This is a genomic window from Arminella tubonensis (assembly GCF_003240585.1).
GTDB classification, from domain to species: Bacteria; Pseudomonadota; Alphaproteobacteria; order Rhizobiales; family Rhizobiaceae; genus Rhizobium; species Rhizobium tubonense.
In genome coordinates, this window is the sequence record NZ_PCDP01000038.1 from 423,280 (window position 1) to 443,714 (window position 20,435).

At 60.6% G+C, this 20,435-nt stretch carries 24 protein-coding genes; 10 read left to right on the plus strand and 14 right to left on the minus strand.

The window, feature by feature from the left end; translation table 11 throughout:
* Positions 1-68 precede the first annotated feature (68 nt).
* Together CPY51_RS19560 and CPY51_RS19565 are read left to right on the plus strand one after the other, a co-directional pair.
* On the plus strand, positions 69-1,064 hold the full coding sequence (locus tag CPY51_RS19560) for an aldo/keto reductase (protein WP_111161890.1): 996 nt from the start codon (positions 69-71) through the stop codon (positions 1,062-1,064).
* Positions 1,065-1,162: 98 nt separating this feature from the next.
* The gene (locus CPY51_RS19565) at positions 1,163-1,522 is read left to right on the plus strand and encodes a nuclear transport factor 2 family protein (protein WP_111161891.1); all 360 of its coding nucleotides are present in this window, start codon (positions 1,163-1,165) and stop codon (positions 1,520-1,522) included.
* Between the two features lie 48 nt (positions 1,523-1,570).
* Here the strand turns inward: CPY51_RS19565 and pheT are convergent, their stop codons facing one another.
* The 7 genes from pheT to infC all read right to left on the minus strand — a co-directional run bounded on the left by pheT (position 1,571) and on the right by infC (position 7,256).
* Entirely contained in the window at positions 1,571-3,994 is a 2,424-nt protein-coding gene (gene pheT / locus CPY51_RS19570) for a phenylalanine--tRNA ligase subunit beta (RefSeq protein WP_111161892.1), read from the minus strand.
* 22 nt (positions 3,995-4,016) lie between these two features.
* Positions 4,017-4,289 (minus strand): DUF2442 domain-containing protein, encoded by a 273-nt coding sequence (locus tag CPY51_RS19575; protein ID WP_244598723.1) that lies wholly within the window; start codon positions 4,287-4,289, stop codon positions 4,017-4,019.
* Positions 4,270-4,506: a DUF4160 domain-containing protein gene (locus CPY51_RS19580; protein WP_111161893.1), complete on the minus strand. Its 237-nt coding sequence runs from the start codon at positions 4,504-4,506 to the stop codon at positions 4,270-4,272. The genes CPY51_RS19575 and CPY51_RS19580 overlap by 20 nt, the downstream gene beginning before the upstream one ends.
* Position 4,507: 1 nt before the next feature.
* Positions 4,508-5,590, minus strand: coding sequence for a phenylalanine--tRNA ligase subunit alpha (pheS, locus tag CPY51_RS19585; protein ID WP_111161894.1), 1,083 nt, complete (start codon positions 5,588-5,590; stop codon positions 4,508-4,510).
* A gap of 179 nt (positions 5,591-5,769) precedes the next feature.
* Complete coding sequence (gene rplT / locus CPY51_RS19590; RefSeq protein ID WP_111161895.1) at positions 5,770-6,174, minus strand: 50S ribosomal protein L20; 405 nt, start codon at positions 6,172-6,174, stop codon at positions 5,770-5,772.
* 37 nt (positions 6,175-6,211) lie between these two features.
* Positions 6,212-6,415, minus strand: a complete 204-nt coding sequence (rpmI, locus tag CPY51_RS19595; RefSeq protein WP_111161896.1) for a 50S ribosomal protein L35 — start codon at positions 6,413-6,415, stop codon at positions 6,212-6,214.
* A 304-nt stretch (positions 6,416-6,719) separates the two neighbouring features.
* The gene (gene infC, locus CPY51_RS19600; protein WP_195909573.1) at positions 6,720-7,256 is read right to left on the minus strand and encodes a translation initiation factor IF-3; all 537 of its coding nucleotides are present in this window, start codon (positions 7,254-7,256) and stop codon (positions 6,720-6,722) included.
* A gap of 175 nt (positions 7,257-7,431) precedes the next feature.
* On the opposite strand from infC, the gene CPY51_RS19605 reads away from it, so the two are divergent.
* Both CPY51_RS19605 and CPY51_RS19610 read left to right on the plus strand, forming a co-directional pair.
* Positions 7,432-8,235: an alpha/beta hydrolase gene (locus tag CPY51_RS19605; protein WP_111161898.1), complete on the plus strand. Its 804-nt coding sequence runs from the start codon at positions 7,432-7,434 to the stop codon at positions 8,233-8,235.
* 185 nt (positions 8,236-8,420) lie between these two features.
* Positions 8,421-9,020 carry a transglutaminase-like cysteine peptidase gene (locus CPY51_RS19610; RefSeq protein WP_111161899.1) on the plus strand — a complete coding sequence of 200 codons (600 nt, stop codon included), beginning with the start codon at positions 8,421-8,423 and terminating at the stop codon, positions 9,018-9,020.
* Between the two features lie 72 nt (positions 9,021-9,092).
* Here the strand turns inward: CPY51_RS19610 and mbfA are convergent, their stop codons facing one another.
* On the minus strand, positions 9,093-10,076 hold the full coding sequence (gene mbfA / locus CPY51_RS19615; protein ID WP_111161900.1) for an iron exporter MbfA: 984 nt from the start codon (positions 10,074-10,076) through the stop codon (positions 9,093-9,095).
* A 194-nt stretch (positions 10,077-10,270) separates the two neighbouring features.
* Here mbfA and CPY51_RS19620 point away from each other — a divergent pair, with 194 nt between their 5' ends.
* Positions 10,271-10,738, plus strand: coding sequence for a group III truncated hemoglobin (locus CPY51_RS19620; RefSeq protein WP_111161901.1), 468 nt, complete (start codon positions 10,271-10,273; stop codon positions 10,736-10,738).
* A 2-nt stretch (positions 10,739-10,740) separates the two neighbouring features.
* On the opposite strand, the gene CPY51_RS19625 is transcribed toward CPY51_RS19620, so the two are convergent.
* From CPY51_RS19625 to CPY51_RS19640, 4 genes are all read right to left on the minus strand, one after another.
* Complete coding sequence (locus tag CPY51_RS19625; protein WP_111161902.1) at positions 10,741-11,658, minus strand: EamA family transporter; 918 nt, start codon at positions 11,656-11,658, stop codon at positions 10,741-10,743.
* 100 nt (positions 11,659-11,758) lie between these two features.
* The gene (locus CPY51_RS19630; protein ID WP_111161903.1) at positions 11,759-12,784 is read right to left on the minus strand and encodes a histone deacetylase family protein; all 1,026 of its coding nucleotides are present in this window, start codon (positions 12,782-12,784) and stop codon (positions 11,759-11,761) included.
* A gap of 49 nt (positions 12,785-12,833) precedes the next feature.
* Positions 12,834-13,358, minus strand: a complete 525-nt coding sequence (locus CPY51_RS19635) for a GNAT family N-acetyltransferase (protein WP_111161904.1) — start codon at positions 13,356-13,358, stop codon at positions 12,834-12,836.
* A 20-nt stretch (positions 13,359-13,378) separates the two neighbouring features.
* Positions 13,379-13,948 carry a helix-turn-helix domain-containing protein gene (locus tag CPY51_RS19640; RefSeq protein WP_111161955.1) on the minus strand — a complete coding sequence of 190 codons (570 nt, stop codon included), beginning with the start codon at positions 13,946-13,948 and terminating at the stop codon, positions 13,379-13,381.
* Positions 13,949-14,117: 169 nt separating this feature from the next.
* Between CPY51_RS19640 and tenA the strand changes: the two genes are divergently transcribed.
* Both tenA and lepA read left to right on the plus strand, forming a co-directional pair.
* Positions 14,118-14,819, plus strand: coding sequence for a thiaminase II (gene tenA, locus CPY51_RS19645; RefSeq protein WP_111161905.1), 702 nt, complete (start codon positions 14,118-14,120; stop codon positions 14,817-14,819).
* A gap of 101 nt (positions 14,820-14,920) precedes the next feature.
* Positions 14,921-16,756, plus strand: coding sequence for a translation elongation factor 4 (gene lepA / locus CPY51_RS19650; protein ID WP_111161906.1), 1,836 nt, complete (start codon positions 14,921-14,923; stop codon positions 16,754-16,756).
* A gap of 18 nt (positions 16,757-16,774) precedes the next feature.
* On the opposite strand, the gene CPY51_RS19655 is transcribed toward lepA, so the two are convergent.
* Positions 16,775-17,665: a LysR family transcriptional regulator gene (locus tag CPY51_RS19655; protein WP_111161907.1), complete on the minus strand. Its 891-nt coding sequence runs from the start codon at positions 17,663-17,665 to the stop codon at positions 16,775-16,777.
* A 106-nt stretch (positions 17,666-17,771) separates the two neighbouring features.
* Between CPY51_RS19655 and CPY51_RS19660 the strand changes: the two genes are divergently transcribed.
* The 3 genes from CPY51_RS19660 (at position 17,772) to CPY51_RS19670 (ending at position 19,964) form a co-directional block, all read left to right on the plus strand.
* The gene (locus CPY51_RS19660) at positions 17,772-18,605 is read left to right on the plus strand and encodes an oxidoreductase (RefSeq protein WP_111161908.1); all 834 of its coding nucleotides are present in this window, start codon (positions 17,772-17,774) and stop codon (positions 18,603-18,605) included.
* Between the two features lie 147 nt (positions 18,606-18,752).
* Positions 18,753-19,577: a DUF2066 domain-containing protein gene (locus tag CPY51_RS19665; RefSeq protein ID WP_111161909.1), complete on the plus strand. Its 825-nt coding sequence runs from the start codon at positions 18,753-18,755 to the stop codon at positions 19,575-19,577.
* A 93-nt stretch (positions 19,578-19,670) separates the two neighbouring features.
* Positions 19,671-19,964 carry an Rdx family protein gene (locus CPY51_RS19670; RefSeq protein ID WP_111161910.1) on the plus strand — a complete coding sequence of 98 codons (294 nt, stop codon included), beginning with the start codon at positions 19,671-19,673 and terminating at the stop codon, positions 19,962-19,964.
* Between the two features lie 15 nt (positions 19,965-19,979).
* On the opposite strand, the gene CPY51_RS19675 is transcribed toward CPY51_RS19670, so the two are convergent.
* On the minus strand, positions 19,980-20,408 hold the full coding sequence (locus tag CPY51_RS19675) for a BA14K family protein (RefSeq protein ID WP_111161911.1): 429 nt from the start codon (positions 20,406-20,408) through the stop codon (positions 19,980-19,982).
* Between the last annotated feature and the right edge of the window lie 27 nt (positions 20,409-20,435).

The following is a 20,435-nucleotide window of genomic DNA, read 5'->3' on the forward strand; positions in this document are numbered from 1 at the left end:
GTTTCCAACCCGTATCCCGGTGGTGAACCGCCTGGCGATCACGACAAATTGGCTCAGGGAGCACAGAAATGAAAACCCGCAAACTTGGAAACGAACTGACCGTCTCCGCTGTCGGTCTCGGCTGCATGGGCATGAGCTTTGCCTATGGGGCAAAGGATGACAACGAATCCAACGCCACGCTGCGCCGCGCTGTCGACCTCGGTGTGACCTTCTTCGACACTGCGGAGACCTACGGTCCCTTCCACAACGAGGAATTGCTCGGGAAGGCGCTGAAGCCCGTTCGCGATCAAGTCGTCATCGCCACGAAGTTCGGATTCAAGCTCGATCTCACGAAGCCCGGCCCGGCCGCAATAGTCGGCGTGGACAGCCGGCCGGCGCATGTGAAACAAGTGGCCGAAGCTTCGTTGAAGCGGCTCGACACCGAGGTCATCGACCTGTTCTACCAACACCGCGTCGATCCCGATGTGGCGATCGAAGATACGGTCGGCGCCATGGCCGACCTGGTGAAAGAGGGCAAGGTGCGTGCCCTCGGTCTCTCGGAGGCAAGTTCCGCCACCATCCGTCGCGCCCATGCTGTCCACCCGATTGCCGCCGTACAGAGCGAATATTCGCTTTGGTCCCGCGACCCGGAAGACGACGTGCTTGCCACCTGTCGCGAACTCGGCATTGGTTTCGTGCCCTATAGTCCGCTGGGACGCGGTTTCCTCACCGGCGCGATCCGACAAGTGGACGACCTCGACGCCGACGATTTCCGTCGCAATCTGCCGCGTTTCCAGGCGGAGAATTTCGATGCAAACGCGGCCCTGGTTAGGGCACTTGAGGCGCTGGCCAAAGAGAAGGGCGTCACTGCCGCCCAGCTGGCGCTCGCCTGGGTTCTGCACCAGGGGGACGACGTCGTTCCTATCCCCGGTGCGCGCAAACTGCATCATCTGGAACAGAACGCAGCGGCAGCCGACATCGTGCTTTCCACTGATGAAGTTGAGGAGTTGAGCAACGTGATCCCGCTCGGCCGGGTCGCGGGCAAGCGGTATTCGGATGCGTCGCTGGCAATGACCAATCGTTGAGGCTTCGGGCTGTTTTTCGTGAGGAGGCGAACCACTCTCGTTTTGCCCGATTCCGGCATCCGTGCTATGCTTCGACCAGCCAAAACGGAGGAAGCGAGATGTCCGAAGAGCAGGCAATCCGGGCGGTGATCCATCTCTATGTCGATGGAATGGCATTTGCCAACGAGCCCGCGCTGAAGAAGGCCTTTCACCGGCAGGCGGCCATTGTAGGGAATTTCCAGGGCGCCGTCGAATGGCTTTCTCGCGACGAATTCATAGCCTCAATCATGGCCGAAGCCCCGGCTGCACCGGGCACGCAGCCGCTGATGGAGATCGAGATGATCGAGATCACCGGCGATACCGCAAGCGTCCGCGTGATCGACGAATTCGCGGGCATGCGTTTTTCGGATTACCTATCGTTGCTGAAGGCCGACGGACGTTGGACCATCGTCAACAAGCTCTATCATCTTCACGCATGAAAAAGCCGGCGAGGTCATCGCCGGCTTTTTGAGCACGGATTTCGCGCGTCAGCTTCGAAGAACGCCGCCGGTCGCCTTGGCGACATTGGCGATGATCTTCTGGGTCAGCACCTCAAAATCCTCGTCGGTCAACGTGCGGTCGGCCGGCTGAATCTGCACTTCGATCGCCACCGATTTCTTGCCCTCGCCAAGCGAGGCGCCTTCGAAGACGTCGAAGACGTTGACGCCGGTCACCAGCCTGCGATCGGCCCCGGTTGCGGCGCGGATGATTGCACCCGCTTCCACCGCTTTATCGACGACAAAGGCGAAATCGCGCCGGACCGACTGGAAGGGCGAGAGCTCCAGCGCCGGTTTGGTGCGCGTCGCCTTCTTTTTTGGCTCGGGCATGGCGTCGACATAGACCTCGAAGCCGCAGAGAGCGCCGCTCACATCCAGCGCTTCCAGTGTCTTTGGATGGAATTCACCAAAATATCCGAGAACCACCTTCGGGCCCATCTTGATGGTGCCGGAGCGGCCGGGATGGTACCAGCCGGGACCGCCCTGCTCGATCTGGATATTGCCCATCGGCAGGCCGCAGGCCTCCAGCACCGCCAGCGCGTCTGCCTTGGCGTCGAAGACGTCGACCGGCTTGCCGCCGCCTTTGGCCGCGTTCGACCACATGCGACCTGATCCCGACATCGACGCCGTGCCGCGGCGGACGCCGCCAGCCACGCGCCTCTGGCCTTCCGGCTTGTCGGATTCATATGTGCCTGACACTTCGAAGATCGCGACGTCGCCGTAACCCTTGTCGGAATTACGCTGGGCGGCGCTGAGCAATCCCGGCAATAGCGAGGGGCGCATGTCCGACATATCCGCCGCGATCGGATTGGCGAGCCGCAACGCATCCGAACCGCCGCCGAAAAGTGTTGCCTGATCGGTCGATATGAACGACCACGTGACCGCCTCGAGCATGCCGCGCGCAGAAAGCGCCCGCTTGGCGATGCGCGTACGGATCTGCAGCGTCGTCAGGATCTTGCCGTTGACGGCAGCATGGCTCGCCAGCGGCGCCGGCTTGATGTTGTCTACGCCGTGGATTCGCATGACCTCTTCGACAAGATCGGCCTTGCCGTCGACGTCGGGCCGCCAGGATGGCACGGAAACGGAGACATGCTCACCGGACCCCGATACCGAGAAGCCGAGCTTCGTGAGGATCGACTTGCTTTCGTCCGCGGAGACTTCGAGCCCCGTCAGGCGCTTGACCTCGGAGAGTGGGAAATCGACGAGTTTTGCCTCGTAACCCTTGTATCCGACGACCTTGGATCTGGCCGCATTGCCGCCGCAGATCTCGAGAACAAGTTCCGTCGTCCGCTCGAGGCCAGGCACCATATATTCCGGGTCGACGCCGCGCTCGAAGCGATAGCGCGCGTCGGTGATAATGCCGAGGCTGCGGCCGGTCTTGGCGATGTTCATCGCATCCCAGAGCGCGGATTCGATCAGCACATCTGTCGTGTTCTCGTCACAGCCTGAATGCTCCCCGCCCATGACACCGCCGATGGATTCGATACCGTTGTCGTCGGCAATGACAACGTTGCTCGACGACAGCTTGTATTCGCGCGTGTCGAGCGCCAGCACCGTCTCCCCGTCGTGGGCACGGCGGACAACCAGATCGCCCTTGACCTTGGCAGCGTCGAACACGTGCATCGGGCGGCCCTGATCGAAGGTCATGTAGTTGGTGATATCGACAAGCGCGCTGATGGGTCGCAGGCCGATCGCCATCAGCCGCTGCTGCATCCACCTGGGGCTCGGACCATTCCGGACGCCGCGCACGAGGCGCAGCGCGAAGCCGGGGCAGAGGCGCGCATCGTCAAGCTCGAGCTTTACGTCCGTTGTGGTTTCGCCTTCGACCGCGATCTTCGGGGTAGAGCGGACCTTGAGCCTGCCGAGACCAGAGGCGGCCAGATCGCGGGCGATGCCGTAGACACCGGTGCAATCCGGGCGGTTTGGCGTCAGGTTGACGTCGATCATCGGGTCGTCGAGGCCGGCATAGGCGGCATAGCTCGTGCCGACAGGCGCATCAGCCGGCAGGTCGATGATGCCGTCGTGATTGTCGGAGATTTCCAGTTCCTTCTCCGAGCACATCATTCCATGGCTCTCGACGCCACGGATATTGCCGACCGTCAAGGTCACGTCGATGCCGGGAACATAGATACCGGGTGCTGCAAAGGCGCCAATGAGACCGGCGCGAGCGTTCGGCGCGCCGCAGACCACCTGGATCGGAACCCCGTTGCCCGTATCGACCATCAGCACCTTCAGGCGGTCCGCCTGCGGGTGCTTTTCGGCGGAGAGGACCTTGGCGATAACGAACGGCTTGAAAGCCGCCTTGTCGTCGACGGCATCCACCTCAAGCCCGATCATTGTCAGACGCGCGCAGATCTCATCGAGCGTTGCCTCGGTTTCGAGGTGCTCTTTCAGCCAGGAGAGTGTGAATTTCATTGTCTATTGTCTCGCTTGAACTTTATGCGGCCGCCGGGGGCTTGGCGCCCGGAGCGCGCTGGCCCCGCAATATACTGGCGACGGATATATCTTCATCAATCTCCGGCCAGTGCATTCCCAAGGGCATGAATTCTATCTTGCTTCGCGCCTGTGGTGTCGCCTTGACCAGTCGCGGATACCACCACAACGGCGCACTGAGGGAGCGGCCGTCCGCAAGCGAGACATGCAGGAATTGCTCGTCGCAAAAAGCCTCGATGGGACGACTATCCTCGACCTCAATCTGCAAAATAGTCATTCCATGCCTCCAGAAAGATTGGGCTTTCTTCACGGGTCTTACGGATAGTCTCGTTCAGTTCTTTTGCAGAATATCCGAGATTGATTGCGACTGACATATCGCAAAGCCAGATTTTGGCTTCGCAACCGTCTTTGGCGATATGAACGTGCGGTGGCTCCCAGCCATCTGCGGAGTAGAAGAAAAAACGATATCCTCTCCAGCGCAAGAGTGTCGGCATGTCAGACGCTCAGACCGCCAAACAGCGTCGGCATATCGAGCGGCCTGAAACCGTAGTGGGAGATCCAGCGGACGTCGGCGTTGAAGAAGTCGCGGAGGTCCGGCATGCCGTACTTCAGCATGGCGATGCGGTCGAGGCCCATGCCCCAGGCGAAGCCCTGGTATTCATCGGGATCGAGCCCGCCATGGCGCAGCACGTTCGGATGGACCATGCCGCAGCCGAGGATTTCCATCCAGTCCGTACCTTCGCCGAACTTGACGATCGGGCCGGAGCGGTCGCACTGGATGTCGACCTCGAACGAGGGTTCCGTGAAGGGGAAGAAGGACGGGCGGAAGCGCATCGTCACGCTGTCGACCTCGAAGAAGGCCTTGCAGAACTCTTCGAGCACCCAGCGCATGTTGGCGACGTTGGCAGACTTGTCGACCACGAGGCCCTCGACCTGGTGGAACATCGGCGAATGCGTCGCGTCGCTGTCCTGCCGGTAGGTCTTACCGGGGATGATGATACGGATCGGCGGCTTTTGCGACTCCATCGTCCGGATCTGCACAGGGGAGGTATGAGTGCGCAGCACCTTGCGCTCGCCATTCTCGTCCGGCTGGAAGAAGAAGGTATCGTGCATTTCGCGAGCGGGATGGCCTTCGGGGAAGTTCAGCGCCGTGAAATTATAGTAGTCGGTCTCGACGTCGGGCCCCTCGGCGATCGAAAAGCCCATATCACCGAAAATTGCCGTGATCTCGTCGACGATCTGGCTGATCGGATGGATGCGGCCGCGCTCGGCCGGCGACGAGCGCACCGGCAGGCTGACGTCGACTGTCTCGGCCTCAAGCTTGGCCGTGATCGCCGCGTCCTTCAGAGCCGACTTGCGGCTGCTGATCGCGTCGGTCACCACCGCCTTCAACGCGTTGATCGCGGCGCCGCGGGTCTGGCGCTCTTCAGGCGACATCGTCCCCAGCGTTTTCAGAAGCTCGGATACGGAGCCCTTCTTGCCAAGCGCTGCGAGCCTGACAGCCTCGATCGCCTGTTCGTCAGCGGCAGCTGCGACGTCGGCGATAAGCTGGTGTTGCAAAGTGTCGAGTTCGGTCATGTTGTCCTGCCTTGGCGGCTTCGGTCGGTTGTCGTTCAGCGCTGGAGATCACTACCTATCTGCAGGCGGCCAATCAACAGGTGGGCCGACAAAAAGCATTCAGCGTATGATCCAGAAACACAAAACCCGCGCCGGTTTCGCCAGCGCGGGTTTTCATCAAAATACGATGCGCCGGTCGATTACTTGACGGCTGCTTCGAACTCGTTCTTCGTGCCGGCGTCCTTGAGGTAAGCCAGCGACTTCTTCGAAGCGGCTACGAGTGCGCCGAAGGCTGCTGGTTCATGGATAGCCATGTCCGACAGAACCTTGCGGTCGACTTCGATGCCAGCCTTGTTCAGGCCGTCGATGAAACGGCCGTAGGTCAGGCCGTGTTCGCGGACGGCAGCGTTGATGCGCTGGATCCAGAGGGCGCGGAAATTGCGCTTGTTGACCTTGCGGTCGCGGTACGCGTACTGCTTGGAGCGATCGACTGCTGCCTTTGCGGTACGGATGGTGTTCTTGCGGCGGCCGTAGAAGCCCTTGGCCTGCTTCAGAACCTTCTTGTGCTTGGCGTGGGAGGTTACACCTCTTTTTACGCGTGCCATGTCATGATCTCCTTAATATATAGCGGTACGAAAAGTCTTAGAGACCGTTCGGCAAGTAATTCTTGATGACCTTGCGACCATCTGGCTCGGAAAGAACCATGGTGCCGCGTGCATCGCGAATGAACTTGTTGCTGCGCTTGATCATGCCGTGGCGCTTGCCAGCAGCGGCTGCCTTAACCTTGCCGGTCGCGGTGATCTTGAACCGCTTCTTGGCAGAGGACTTCGTCTTCATCTTGGGCATTTTGCTACTCCTTCTGTGCCCCGGCTGCGCTCTTCTTAAAAAGCGCCACTCGCAGCTCCGGCGTGCCGGTCTGCAAAGTGAGGTGGCTTGTTGTTGAAATGCAGGCGCGGCGACGAACCGTGCTTGCAAGCATTCTGAACTGCCACGGCATGCCCTGCCGGTCAGTTCGGACGCGCGCTTATAACCGCAGTCCCGCCAAAGTGCAACGGGCGCCGGGCGGGAATCTTTTAACGCGGTAGCGACCCTGCAAAAAAGGAAAAAGCCGCCCAGACGGACGGCTCAAATCCAAATCGGCAAACATCTATTACTTCGGCGCGAGCACCATCATCATCTGGCGGCCTTCGAGTTTGGGCTCGGCTTCCACCTTGGCAATCTCCAGCGTGTCTTCCTTGACCTGCTGCAGCAGTTTCATGCCGAGTTCCTGGTGGGCCATTTCGCGGCCGCGGAACTTCAACGTCACCTTGACCTTGTCGCCTTCGTCGAAGAACCGGCCCATCGCCTTCATCTTCACCTCATAGTCATGGGTGTCGATGTTGGGGCGCATCTTGATTTCTTTGATTTCAACGATCTTCTGCTTCTTGCGCGCCTCGGCGGCCTTCTTCTGGTTTGCATATTTCAGCTTACCCAGATCCAGGATCTTGCACACAGGCGGTTCGGCATTGGGGGAAATTTCAACCAGATCGAGGCCGGCATCTTCTGCCATCTTCAAAGCTTCGTCGGTTGGGACAACGCCCAAATTCGCACCATCAGCCCCAATGAGCTGGACTTTTGGGATGCGAATTTCCCTGTTGGAACGCGGCCCTTCCTTCACGGGCGCGTCGGTTTTAAAAGGTCTGCGAATGGTCGTATTCTCCACGAATTGTTTCGGATTTTTCCAGCCTGCCGCTTCCGTCGGCGCAACTGACGGAAAGGTTGTTAAAGCTGCGGCGAAGTCAATAGCACGCTTTAAGACATAAATCACCTGCTGTCAGCCCGCCCGAATCTGTTTTATAGGGCCTAAAACCGGAGTCTTTACTATGTCGGAAGCCCTTGACGTTACCGAGCACGAGTTCCTCACCGTCGGCAGCGGCGATCAGGCGCGAGCGATTGCCACGATACTGCGCAACGCGAGAAGAGGGGCCAAAGGTGCGGCGCTTGTCTGGCTTTCGGGCTACCGCTCGGACATGAGCGGCACGAAGGCGCTCGAGCTCGATGCGCTGGCGGAACGCCTGGGGCTTGGCTGCATCCGCTTCGACTATTCAGGGCACGGCGTGTCCGGAGGCGAATTTACGGACGGCACCATCTCCCGCTGGCTGGAAGAGGCACTCGCAGTCGTTGCCCTCGCCAAGCCGAAACGCATCGTCATCGTCGGATCGTCGATGGGCGGGTGGATTGCGCTGCGGCTGACGCAGGAACTGCGCAAGCGGAAGAAGGCGCCTGTCGTACAAGGCCTGGTGCTGATCGCCCCGGCTGCGGACTTCACCATCGATCTCATCGAGCCGAACCTGACCGAGGTCGAGCGGGCTTCTCTTTCCGAGCGCGGATATTTCGAGGAACACTCGGAATACAGCCCAGAGCCGAACATCTTCACCAAAGCGCTGATCGAGGACGGCCGCGCCAATCAAGTGCTTACCGGCATCATCGAGACAGGTTGCCCGGTGCATATCCTCCAGGGCATGCTGGACCCCGATGTGCCATTCTCGCACGCGCTCAAGCTCGTCGAGCATCTGCCGGCCGACGACGTCGTCCTCACTCTGATCCGCGACGGCGACCATCGGCTGTCACGGCCCCAGGACATCGAACGTATTCTTGCAGCTGCCGAGGCGCTGGCGGTCGCCTAGTCAAATCGTCGATATTCCATAGTCACGCTCGCTTCGACTGACGTTACGGAGGCCGCAAATTCTGTGGCATTTTAACCATGTTGAAGGGTAGATGCCGTTAACACTTAAGTAACGATTGACGACCCGCATCCTCCTCCGTTAACAATTTGTTAATAAATACAGGGGCGATACAAGGAATTGTGGGCGTGCGTCTAAAGGGCTTTGTACTAGCCTTCGCGGCTATTGTTGCCATGTCGACATCTGCGATGCCGGCATCCCAGGACGGGCCCTCGATGGTGACGGGGAACGTTACGTCGCAGCCAATCGGTCACTATGATTTCTGCCAGCGTTACCGCAGCGAATGCGGCGTGAACCGCGACCTGATGCCGGTCAAGATGACTGGCGACAACTGGGCGACGGTTAACCAGGTCAACCGCTACGTCAACAAGGCGATCACGCCTGCGACCGACATGGAAGTCTACGGCCGCGAGGAATACTGGGCTTACCCGGTAACCGCCGGCGATTGCGAGGATTTTGCGCTGCTGAAGCGTCGTATCCTGATCCAGCGCGGCTTTTCTCCCTCCAATCTCCTGATGACCGTCGTACGCAAGCCGGATGGCGAAGGCCATGCGATCCTGACGCTTCGCACGGCCCAGGGCGACTACGAGCTCGATAATCTCGAAGACGACGTGAAGGTCTGGTACCAGACGCCCTACACCTACATCAAACGCCAGGCGAGCTATAACTCCGGCCGCTGGGTCACGATCGAGAACGGCCGCGACATCGTCGTTGGTGCTTTGAAATAATACAGTGGTCTTCCGACCATCAAGCAAAAGGCCGGCTTCATCGCCGGCCTTTTCGTTTCTGCAGTTCCAATATCAGGCGTTGCCGATCAGAATTCCCGCGGCAAGCACCAGCGACCCGCCGACAACCACCTGGAAGGCGGCGCGCAGGAATGGCGTTTCCATATATTTGTTCTGGATGAAAGCGATCGCCCAAAGCTCGAAGAATACGACGATGCCGGCGATGATCGTTGCCGTCCAGAATTGCGGGATCAGGTAGGGCAGCGCGTGGCCGAGGCCGCCGAGCGCCGTCATGATGCCGCAGGCGAGCCCGCGCTTAATCGGCGAGCCGCGCCCGGAAATCTTGCCGTCGTCGTGGGCAGCCTCCGTAAAGCCCATGGAAATGCCGGCACCCACCGAAGCGGAAAGGCCGACAAGAAAGGTCTGCCAGGTGTCCTGCGTGGCGAAGGCGGCGGCGAAAATTGGCGCGAGCGTCGAGACCGAGCCGTCCATCAGGCCGGCAAGCCCCGGCTGGACGTAGGTCAATACGAGCTTGCGACGCGCATCGGCATCCTCGTCCTGCTTGACGGTTGTCGGTGTATGCTGATCGGCGAGCATCCCCGCCACATCCTCGTGCCCTTGCTCGGCCAAGGCGAGGTCGCCGAGCAACTGGCGGGTCGACGCGTCGGACGTTTGCTTAGCTGCCTCGACGTAGAAGCGATAGGCCTGTCCCTCCATCGCCTCGGCTTCCTGGCGCATCGCCTCGAGCGACAGGCTCTTTCGCAGCCAGTCGGGCTTGCGCTCGTAAAAGCCGCTGACATGTTCGCGGCGGATAAGCGGTATGCGTTCGCCGAAGCGCCTGCGGTGCATGTCGATCAACGTCTTGCGGTGCGTATCCTCGACCTCGGCCATGTCCTCGAACACCTTGGCGGAGGCAGGATAGTCCTGTTTCAGAATATCGGCATATGCGAGGTAAATGCGGCTATCGTCCTCTTCGGCCGCAATGGCAACGGCTAGAATTTCCTGTTCCGTCAACGACGAAAAGGAACGCTTCGGTGACCTGAAGAGCCCGGCGAACATTATACGAATCTCCTTTTAGAATTATTCTAAATCTAAAGAGCAGGGTAATTGCGGTCAAGGGCATGTTGCTAAAGTTTGACAGATTGCCGCAATAGCGGTGATGGGACTGTCGTTGCGGCTTGCGAGGTCCTACATAGACAGGACCTTGCGCCGACTTTCTCAGGGAATGACGAAGGCGCAGATCGGAGCATTGTATGAACAGTGAACTGCAGGGACGCGCCGCGCATCTGGCCGAGATTCGCGAGCGCGCCGAAGCCGACATGCTGCGGATGGGTATTGACGCCGCTTTCATCGACAAGCTTGTCGAGACCTTTTATGCGCGCATCCAGGAGCATCCGCGGCTTGGTCCCGTTTTCGAGGCAAAGCTTTCCGGTCGCTGGCCTGAGCATCTTGAGAAAATGAAACGCTTCTGGTCCTCCGTCGCCTTCAAGAACGGGGCATATGGTGGCAAGCCGGTGCAGGCACATGCCGGTGTCGAAGGACTGAAGCCCGAGCTCTTCCCGGAATGGCTGATGCTGTTTGCGGTTACGCTTTCCGAGATAACGCCTTCCAAGGAAGCAGGGGACTGGTTCATGGCGACTGCCGAGCGTATAGCGCGCAGCATGTCGCTATCGCTGTTTTACAATCCGGCACTGGACGATCCCGCGAAAAAGCCGGCCTGAGGCTATCCGCCGCGCTGAGCGACAAGGGTTGCGCCGACACTGGCCGCCATCACAAAGGCGGTGCCAAGCATCTGCAGTGAAGTCATCGGCTGGGCGAGGATGACAAATCCGGCGACCGCGCCCATGGCAGGCTCAAGGCTCATCAGGATGCCGAAGGAAGAGGTCGACATGCGCCGGAGTGCAATCATTTCCAGCGCGTAGGGCAGGAGCGGCACCAGGATTGCAAGCCCCATCACTTCTGCCAATCCCTTGAGAGTCAGCGCACCAGCCGCCGCGGAAATGCCGAATGGTGTCGCGACGAGAGCGGCGACGAGCAGCGACATCGACAGGCCCTCGAGCCCCTTGAACACGGCACCGACCTTCTTGGTCAACAGGATATAGACCGCCCAGCCAACGGCAGAACAGCCTGCGAAAAGAACGCCTGGGAGATTGCCGACCCAGCCCTGACCGTCCCGTGCCAGCAGGATCACCCCGATGCCGGCCACCAGCGGCCAGACCAGCCTCCAGCCGATGCCATAACCGAAGGCGGCAACCGACAGAGGCCCGAGGAAATCGATCGCCACCAGCAACCCGAGCGGAATGCGCTGGATTGCCGCAAAAAAGGACATGGTCATGCAGGCCGTGACAGTCCCCAGCAGCAGCGCGCCTACCCATTGCTCGCGGCTGAAGCGCAACACCGGCGGCCGGACAATGACGGCGAGGATGATCGCCGCGAAGGCCAGTCTCAACCAGGTGGCACCGACGGCGCCGTAGGCATCAATGGCGGACGAGGACAGCGCCGCGCCGAATTGGATCGAGGACATCGACAGGAGGCACATCAGCGCGCCGGCTGCGATGCCTGTCGAAGACGGCGGAACCTCCGACTGCGGCAGGAGAGCAGCGCCGCCATCCGTCCCGGTTACGATCGCATTGTCATCCATGCATTGCCCCTCAGCCCCAGTGGGTACCTACCCGTCGGCGGCAGAAGGGACAAACGTAAAGTTTTCATGCCGGCATCAGGCACATTGATGGACCCCGTTGCTATGCCTCCAGCCCGATCAGCACGTTGGCTACGTTGAGCCCGATCTCCGGAACGCCATAGCCCCCCTCCATGCAGACAAGCACCGGCAGGCCGGCGGCAGCGATCAGGCTGCCCATGCGGACGAAATCGACTGAGGTCAGCTTGAAAAACGAGATCGGGTCGCGTTCGAACGTGTCGACACCGAGGGAAACGACGACCGCTTCCGCTCCGAAATTCTTGATACGCATCAGCGCGTCGGCAAGTGCTGCCGACCATGTCTCCCATGTTGTACCGCGTGGCATCGGGTAGTTCTTGTTTACGCCCGTCCCCTCGCCCTCACCCACTTCGTCGGCGTGGCCGAGAAAATAGGGAAAGGCATGGACAGGATCGCCGTGAAGCGATGCGGTGAAAACGTCGCTGCGCCGATAGAAAATATCCTGCGTGCCGTTACCATGATGGAAGTCGACGTCGAGAACGGCGACCTTTGCTGCCCCATGGTCCAGCAGGCGCTGGGCCGCGACCGCGGCATTGTTGATGAAGCAATAGCCGCCGAAGAGGTCGATGCCGGCGTGATGTCCAGGCGGCCGGCAAAGTGCGAAGGCGAAGCGATTGCCGGCGTTCAGCCAATCGGCACCGGTCAGGGCACAGCGCATCGAGGCGATCGCCGCTTCATAGGAACCTTTGGTGATCGATGTGTCGGCCGCGTTGGCGTAGTGACCGATGGCTCCGACGATGTTTTCGGGAATGCGCTGACTGGTGCGACGCACTGCAAAGGAATTGGCTATCGCCTCGCCATTGTAGCCCGCCGCTACCCAGCGCTCCCAGACAGTCCGCAGAAACTCGAGGTAGGCAGGATCATGCACCTTCCGCGCCGTCTCCAACCCATGCGTGTCCGGAGCCACGACATCGGCAAAACCCGCTTCCCTCACAGCCGCAAGTATCCATTCGGCTCGAAAGGGCGCCTCAAACGGCGTCACGAGTTGCCCATCATGCAGCTCCGTCCTGGCGTCCCTGAGCTTATGATCTTCCGAATAGATGACGCGCATGTGCGGGTTCCTTTTTAAGCGCTATGTTCGGTGGGTGCCTTATCAATCGCTAGGCCGCACCGATGCGCTTGTAGAAAATTGTCGTGTCACAGTAGCCGCCGTCCGGCCAGAGCGCGTAGTCCGGGATGACGCCTGAGCGAATCCAGCCGAGCCTTGGATAGATCGCCTCTGCCGGGCTGCCGGTTGCGGTGTCGAGGACCAGTAGCGTCTTGCCATTTGACGCGGCCTGTCGTTCGGCGGCATCCATCAGGAGCCGCGACAGGCCCTTGCCCCTGAACGAACGGTGGACCAGCAGCTTTTTCAGGTCGCCGCGATGCGGTTGGTTCGGCATCTGAGCGAAACCCACCTGGACCGTGCCAACGACCTTGCCGTCGATCTCAGCGACAAGCAGCAAGGTCGTGCCGGCGGCGACCTGATCGGCAACGCCTTGCCAATATGGCGCGGCATCGTTCATTCCATAAGGCTGCATGAAGCCGACCGAGGCTCCGCCGACGACGCAATCGACGAGGATTTCGGAAAGGGCCGGAACGGCTGCGTGCGCCTCTGGGCCGGTCAGGATACGGATTGTCGTCATGCTTGCTCCTGCATTGAAATTCAGCGTCCGCCGCGATTAAGCACGACGCAGTAGCGGGCGGGCCGGTCGCTCGGATTGTGGAAGACGTGGCCGTCGCCGACGGGCATGAAGAGGCAATCGCCAGGCTCGAGGCGGTGGACAGCGTCCGCGGTCGTCATCTCCAGTTCGCCCGCAAACAGCCACACGTGCTGCGTCATGCCGTGGCTTGCGGCATGTGGCGGGAAGTTGACACTGGCGCGGGGCGGCAAGACGACCTCGACCAGATCGATTAGGGAGCTTGTGCCAGGCGGTGAGACGGAACGCCTGAGATAGCCGGTTTCCGGGTCGCGCCAGACCTGCTGGTCATCGCGGCGGGCAAGCGGCGAAACGACCCGCCCCTCTTCCGCAAAGAAAGCCGATAGCGACAGACCGAGAGCCGCACATAGCCTGCCGAGCAACGAGGCCGTTGGGCTCGCCTCCGCCCGCTCGACGCGCGAGATCATTGCCCGGCTGACGCCGGAAGCAACGGCGAGCTCATCCAGGGTCAGGGATTGCGCTACTCGCAACGTCCTGATCCGGGCGCCAATTGCTATTTCCAGTTCGTCATCCATCATAAGCACCAAATTTCTACTATAGAAGAAATACACGACCTGATGGTGGAATCAAGCAGTCGCGGCGCAATATTCAAACGCCGATATGCAATCTAAAGATGCAACCCTCCCCTTGCTAGAGAGGACAGGCCTGATATATCGCTATCGGCCCAACAGAGCGGACGACAGCATGCGGAACGATGACGCGATCGACGACCAGACGACTGGCAGCTTTACTGCCGATGCGTGGCAGAGGATCGCGCAGATCCGGGAAAAGATCGATGCCTTGCCTCTGCTGGAGAAGCTCTCCGACGGCAGCCTTCCCGGCGACGTTTTTCGCCATTACATCCTTCAGGATACGCTCTATCTCAACCACTATGCCCGCTGCCTGGCGATCGTTGCTGCGAAGGCACCCGATAACGCCCAGGTGATGCGATTTCTGAATTCGGCGCAGAAAGCTATCCAGGTCGAACAGGGGCTGCACGCGGGCATCCTGGCTCGATTCGGGGTGACCGCCGACGATGTTGCCGTTGCCGAGCCCTCTCCGAGCGGCTTTGCCTATACGAGCTTCTTGATGGCGACCGCCTATCATTGCTCCTACGCGGTGGCGCTTTCCGCCATCCTGCCGTGCTTCTGGATCTATTGGGATGTCGGCGAAGCGATCAAAGGTCGGCCGGCTGCGATCGACAATCCCTATCAGTCGTGGATCGACACCTATGGTGACCCGCAATTTGCAGCTGGCGCGCGGGAGGTGATCGCGCTCACGGACTCTGCCGCTGCGGCCGCATCACCGACAGAGCGGGCGCAGATGCTGGATGTCTTCGTGCGAGCCTCGCAGTATGAATGGATGTTCTGGGACTCGGCGTGGAAGCTGGAGGCGTGGCCGGTCTGACTTCATGACGGCCGCGAAGGGTCGCGCGCAATGGGCAAGCCTGCAAATAGGGCCGGCATAGGGTTAATTTACCGCTTTGCGGACGTTGTCGCCGCTGGTATATGGCGCGCATGAGCACCGATCCAAACCGCATCCCACTCGACCACATCCGCAACTTCTCGATTGTGGCGCATATCGACCACGGCAAATCGACATTGGCCGACAGGCTGATCCAGTCGACGGGTGGCCTTGCCGAACGCGACATGTCGGAACAGGTGCTCGATTCGATGGATATCGAGCGCGAGCGCGGGATCACCATCAAGGCACAGACGGTGCGACTGCACTACCAGGCCAACAATGGGGAAAAATACGTCCTCAACCTGATCGACACGCCCGGCCATGTCGACTTCGCCTACGAAGTGTCGCGCTCGCTGTCGGCCTGCGAAGGGTCGTTGCTGGTGGTCGACGCGTCGCAGGGCGTCGAGGCGCAGACGCTCGCCAACGTCTACCAGGCGATCGACAACAACCACGAGATCGTCACCGTTCTCAACAAGATCGACCTGCCGGCCGCCGAGCCCGACCGCATCCGCGAACAGATCGAGGAAGTCATCGGCATCGACGCCTCCCAGGCCGTGCTGATCTCGGCCAAGACCGGCTTCGGCATCCCCGAGGTTCTGGAGGCCATCGTCCATCAGCTGCCACCGCCGAAAAGCCCGGCCGGTGAAAAAGGCCCGCTGAAGGCGCTGCTGGTTGACAGCTGGTACGATACCTATCTCGGCGTCATGGTGCTGGTGCGCATCATCGACGGCGTGCTGACCAAGGGCCAGACCATCCGCATGATGGGCACTGACGCCAAATATCAGGTCGAGCGTGTCGGCGTGCTGACGCCCAAGATGCTGGCCGTCGACAGCCTTGGCCCGGGCGAGATCGGCTTCTTCACAGGCTCGATCAAGGAAGTGGCCGACACCCGGGTCGGCGACACGATCACCGAAGACAAGAAGCCGACGGCGCAGGCGCTGCCGGGCTTCAAGCCGGCCCAGCCAGTCGTATTCTGCGGCCTGTTCCCGGTCGATGCGGCCGACTTCGAGGACCTGCGCGCTGCCATGGGCAAGCTGCGCCTCAACGACGCCTCTTTCTCGTTCGAAATGGAATCGTCCGCCGCCCTCGGCTTCGGTTTCCGCTGCGGCTTCCTCGGCCTGCTGCATCTCGAGATCATCCAGGAGCGGCTCGAGCGCGAATTCGACCTCGATCTCATCGCCACGGCGCCATCGGTCGTCTACCAGCTCAGCATGACCGACGGCACCGAACGCGAACTGCATAACCCTGCCGACATGCCCGACGTCGTCAAGATCGCTGAAATCCGCGAACCTTGGATCAAGGCGACGATCCTGACGCCCGACGACTATCTCGGCGGCATCCTCAAGCTCTGCCAGGACCGCCGCGGCATCCAGACCGAGCTCACCTATGTCGGCAAGCGCGCCATGCTGACTTACGAACTACCGCTCAACGAAGTGGTGTTCGACTTCTACGACCGCCTGAAGTCGATCTCCAAGGGATACGCGTCCTTCGACTACCATCTCAATGGCTATAAAGAGGGCAACCTCGTCAAGATGTCGATCATGGTCAACGGCGAACCCGTCGACGCGTTGTCGATGCTGGTCCACCGGATGGCCGCCGAAAAGCGCGGGCGCGACATGTGCGAGAAGCTGAAGGACCTCATTCCACGGCACATGTTCAAGATCCCGATCCAGGCGGCAATCGGCGGCAACGTCATCGCCCGCGAGACGATCTCAGCCATGCGCAAGGACGTGACCGCCAAGTGCTACGGCGGCGACGCCACCCGCAAACGCAAGCTGCTGGACAAGCAGAAGGCCGGCAAGAAGCGCATGCGCCAGTTCGGCAAGGTCGACATCCCGCAGGAAGCGTTCATTGCGGCGCTGAAGATGAGCGACGAATAGGACGATCCTTCGGCTGCGTCAGCCCTTCCCCTTGGCGAAATCGATAAAGGCTCTGAGCGCCGTCGGTAGCTGCCGGCGGCTGGGGTAGTAGAGGAAGAAGCCAGGGTAATAGGGGCACCAGTCCTCGAGCACCCTGATCAATTTTCCCTCTGTGATCAGTCCGGCGACTTGCTCTTCGAAAAGGTAGGCGAGGCCGGTGCCGTTGAGCGCCGCGTCGACCATCATATCCTGATCGCCGAGCGTCAACGATCCTCCGACTTCGATCTCAACAGCGACCCCACCGCGCTCGAATTCCCAGCGATAGAACGAACCACTCGCGAAACGATATCTGATGCACGGATGGCCCTTCAGGTCGTGCGGCTGCATGGGTGCGGGATTGCGCGCGAAGTGATCGGGCGATCCCACCACCGCAAACCGGTGCCGCGGCCCGATGGCGACTGCGATCATGTCTGCGGCAACGCTTTCGCCAAAACGGACGCCCGCGTCGAAACCCGACGACACCATGTCCACGAGCGCGTCATCAACGACAAGCTCGGCCTCGATCGAAGGATAGGCTTGCAGAAATCGAGAAACCAGCGGCAGAAGCACGAGCTTTGCAGCCGCGCGCGATGAATTGAGCCGAAGCTTCCCCGATGGTTCTCCACGAAAGGTGCTGAGGTCTTCCAGCGCGTCACCGATGTCCTGAAACGCCGGCTTCAGGCGAGCGTAAAGCCGCTCCCCGGCTTCGCTCAGTCCGACGCCTCGCGTCGTCCTGTTGACGAGCCGCACATCGAGGGTTTCCTCTATAGCTCTAAGGGCGTGACTGAGGGCGGAAGGCGTGACGCCAAGGTCGACCGCTGCCTTCCTGAAACTTCGATGCTGCGCGATCGTCAGAAAAACGGCGAGATCGACAGAGCGTATTCTTCGCATTGATGAGAATTCCTCACTAGGCTGTGGAGGAGAAACACGGTTATTTCACTTCACGGGATACGGTATTTTGAGGGCACAAGTAAATCATCGACGAAAGGAAAATGTCATGCGTGTCTGGTTCATCACTGGTGCATCGCGTGGTTTCGGCGCCCTCATCGCCCAGGAAGCCCTGAATGCAGGAGATGCCGTCGTTGCCACGGCGCGAAACCCGAAGACGGTTACCGATCGACTTGGGGACCATCCCAACCTTCTCGCCGCTGCCCTCGACGTCACCAACGAGGCGCAAGCAAACGCCGCCGCCGCGGAGGCCGTCAAGCGCTTCGGCAAGATCGACGTGCTCTTGAACAATGCGGGCTACGGCCTGCTCGGAGCTGTCGAGGAAGCGACTGCTTCGGAAATCGAGAGGCTTTATGCCACCAATGTCTTCGGTCTGCTAAAGGTGACGCGCGCCGTGCTGCCGCATATGCGGCGCCAGCGTTCCGGGCACGTGATCAACATATCCTCGATCGGCGGCTATGCCGGCTATCCCGGCTGGGGTGTCTACTGCTCGACGAAATTTGCGGTCGAGGCACTCTCGGAAGCGCTTTCGGCCGAATTGCAGCCGCTCGGGATCAAGGTAACGGTCGTCGAGCCCGGCTTCTTCCGGACGGATTTCCTCGACGAAAGCTCCCTCTCCATCAGCCCGAGTGCGATCTCCGACTACAAGGACACGCCGGCGGGCGCCATGCGAATTTTTGCTGGCGATCACAATCACGAACAACCTGGTGACCCGGCCCGGCTCGCCAAGGCAATGATCACGCTTGCAAACGCCAAAAATCCACCGCTGCGCATGCCGTTTGGTAGCGACACAGTTGCTGCGATCCAAAAGAAGAATGAAAGCGTTGCAAAGGAAATTGCCGCCTGGCGCGATCTTGCAGTTTCCACGGATTTTCCGGCGTAACCGCTAAGTCATTTCGAGCGTGGGCTCTTCGGGCTATAATGTCGCCGGACTATCGCCGGCGGCATTTCAAATTTGCCTGGTCGGCCAATTGCGACAAGGCGTGGGTATTTTCTGGCTGCCGGTATCTCGCGTGGAGGGTCAGCGTTTATGCGCAGATTGCTTTGTGCTCTCGCCACGGCCGGCCTCGTCGCCATGCCGGTCCATCCCGCCTTCGCCCAATCACCCTCGCAGCTTTACCAGGTCCAGGCGATCGTCACTGGCACCGGCGAAGCCAACCGGCGGATTGGGTTCAGGGACTGCTTCGCCCAGGAACTGGTCAAGGTTTCCGGCGACCAGAAGGTGCTGGCCGCGCCGGGCATTGCGCCAATGCTGGAGCGTGCGGGCTCGTTTATCTCGGAATTCCGCTATCACGATCGCCTGGAGGGGATTCCGATACACGACGAACAGGGCACGCATGATCGCCCGCAGGACCTGACCTGCGTATACAGGCCCGAGACGATCGACGGGCTGCTGCGGTCGCTGGGACGAAAGCCCTGGCTGGAAAACCGGCCGCGGCTAGGCGTATTCCTCGCCGTTCGCGATGCGAGGCGCAGCTTCGTGCTGGCGAGCGATGGTACGGAAAGCCCCTATATGGCCGAGTCTTTTCAAGCAGCGACAGTCCCTTTGGCAATGTCGATCGCCCTGCCAGATGAAAGCCAGCTGGCTGGCGCTGCACTCGACATTGGGATTGTCCGGTATGGCGACATGCGGCGACTCGATGCCTTGGCGAAAACGATCGGTGCAGACGCGGCGCTGGCGGGCTCTATCGTCTGGAGCGATGCGGATCTCGGCTGGGTCGCCGATTGGCGCGTCGCACACGGCGGCAAGACATATCGCTGGCAGGTGCGCGGCGTCAGTTTCGACGAGGCGTTTCGCAATGCGATCCGCGGCGCGGCTGAAATCCTTTCGGGAAATGGAGATCCATCGCAATAGTCGACTTCGGGCGCGACGGGCACTTCCTTGCCATATTGCGATGGCGTGCGGGCACGCTTAGATGTGAACCGGACAACGACAGGAAATGAAATCATGAGCGACAAGCCCCGGATTACCATCCTCTACTGCACGCAATGCAACTGGCTTCTTCGGGCCGGGTGGATGGCGCAGGAGCTGCTTCAGACCTTCACAGACAGTCTCGGCGAAGTCGCACTGATCCCCGGTACCGGCGGCAATTTCGAAATCCGCATCGACGGCGAACTTTTGTGGGAACGCAAACGCGATGGTGGTTTTCCCGGCCCGAAGGAGCTGAAACAACGCGTGCGCGACGTCATCGATCCCGATCGCGATCTCGGCCACACCGACCGGACCGCAACGGACGTCTGAGCGGGCCGCCCACTATCACTGGTACGGCGATTCGCAGGGCTGGGAATGGCCGCTGTGGGTCTTGTAGAGGTTTGTGACCGAGCTGTAGGATTTGTAGCGATCCTGGCACCATTGCTTGTGACGGTTTATGCTGGCTGCAGGTACCTGGGCCAAGGGCGCAGGGTTCGGTGCCGGCGGGCGGTAGACGAACGGCTGGACGACGACGCCGCGCGGACGATAGTAGGTCGGCCCGCGATAATCAGGAGGGCGATAGCTCGGGGGGGTGTAGGACTGTCGCGGCCCAAAGGTGAAACAGCCACGCCCATCGCAGACAACTTGCGCGTCGATAACGTCCGACCGCTGCGCGCTCATCCCCGCGACAGGCATTGCCTCGGCCGAGATGACTTGCATCATCGAGGCCACACCCAAAGCTCCGCAAAGCACCCATCTGCCAACCGTGCTCATGGGCAAGCCCCAGAGCCGGTCGCCGGA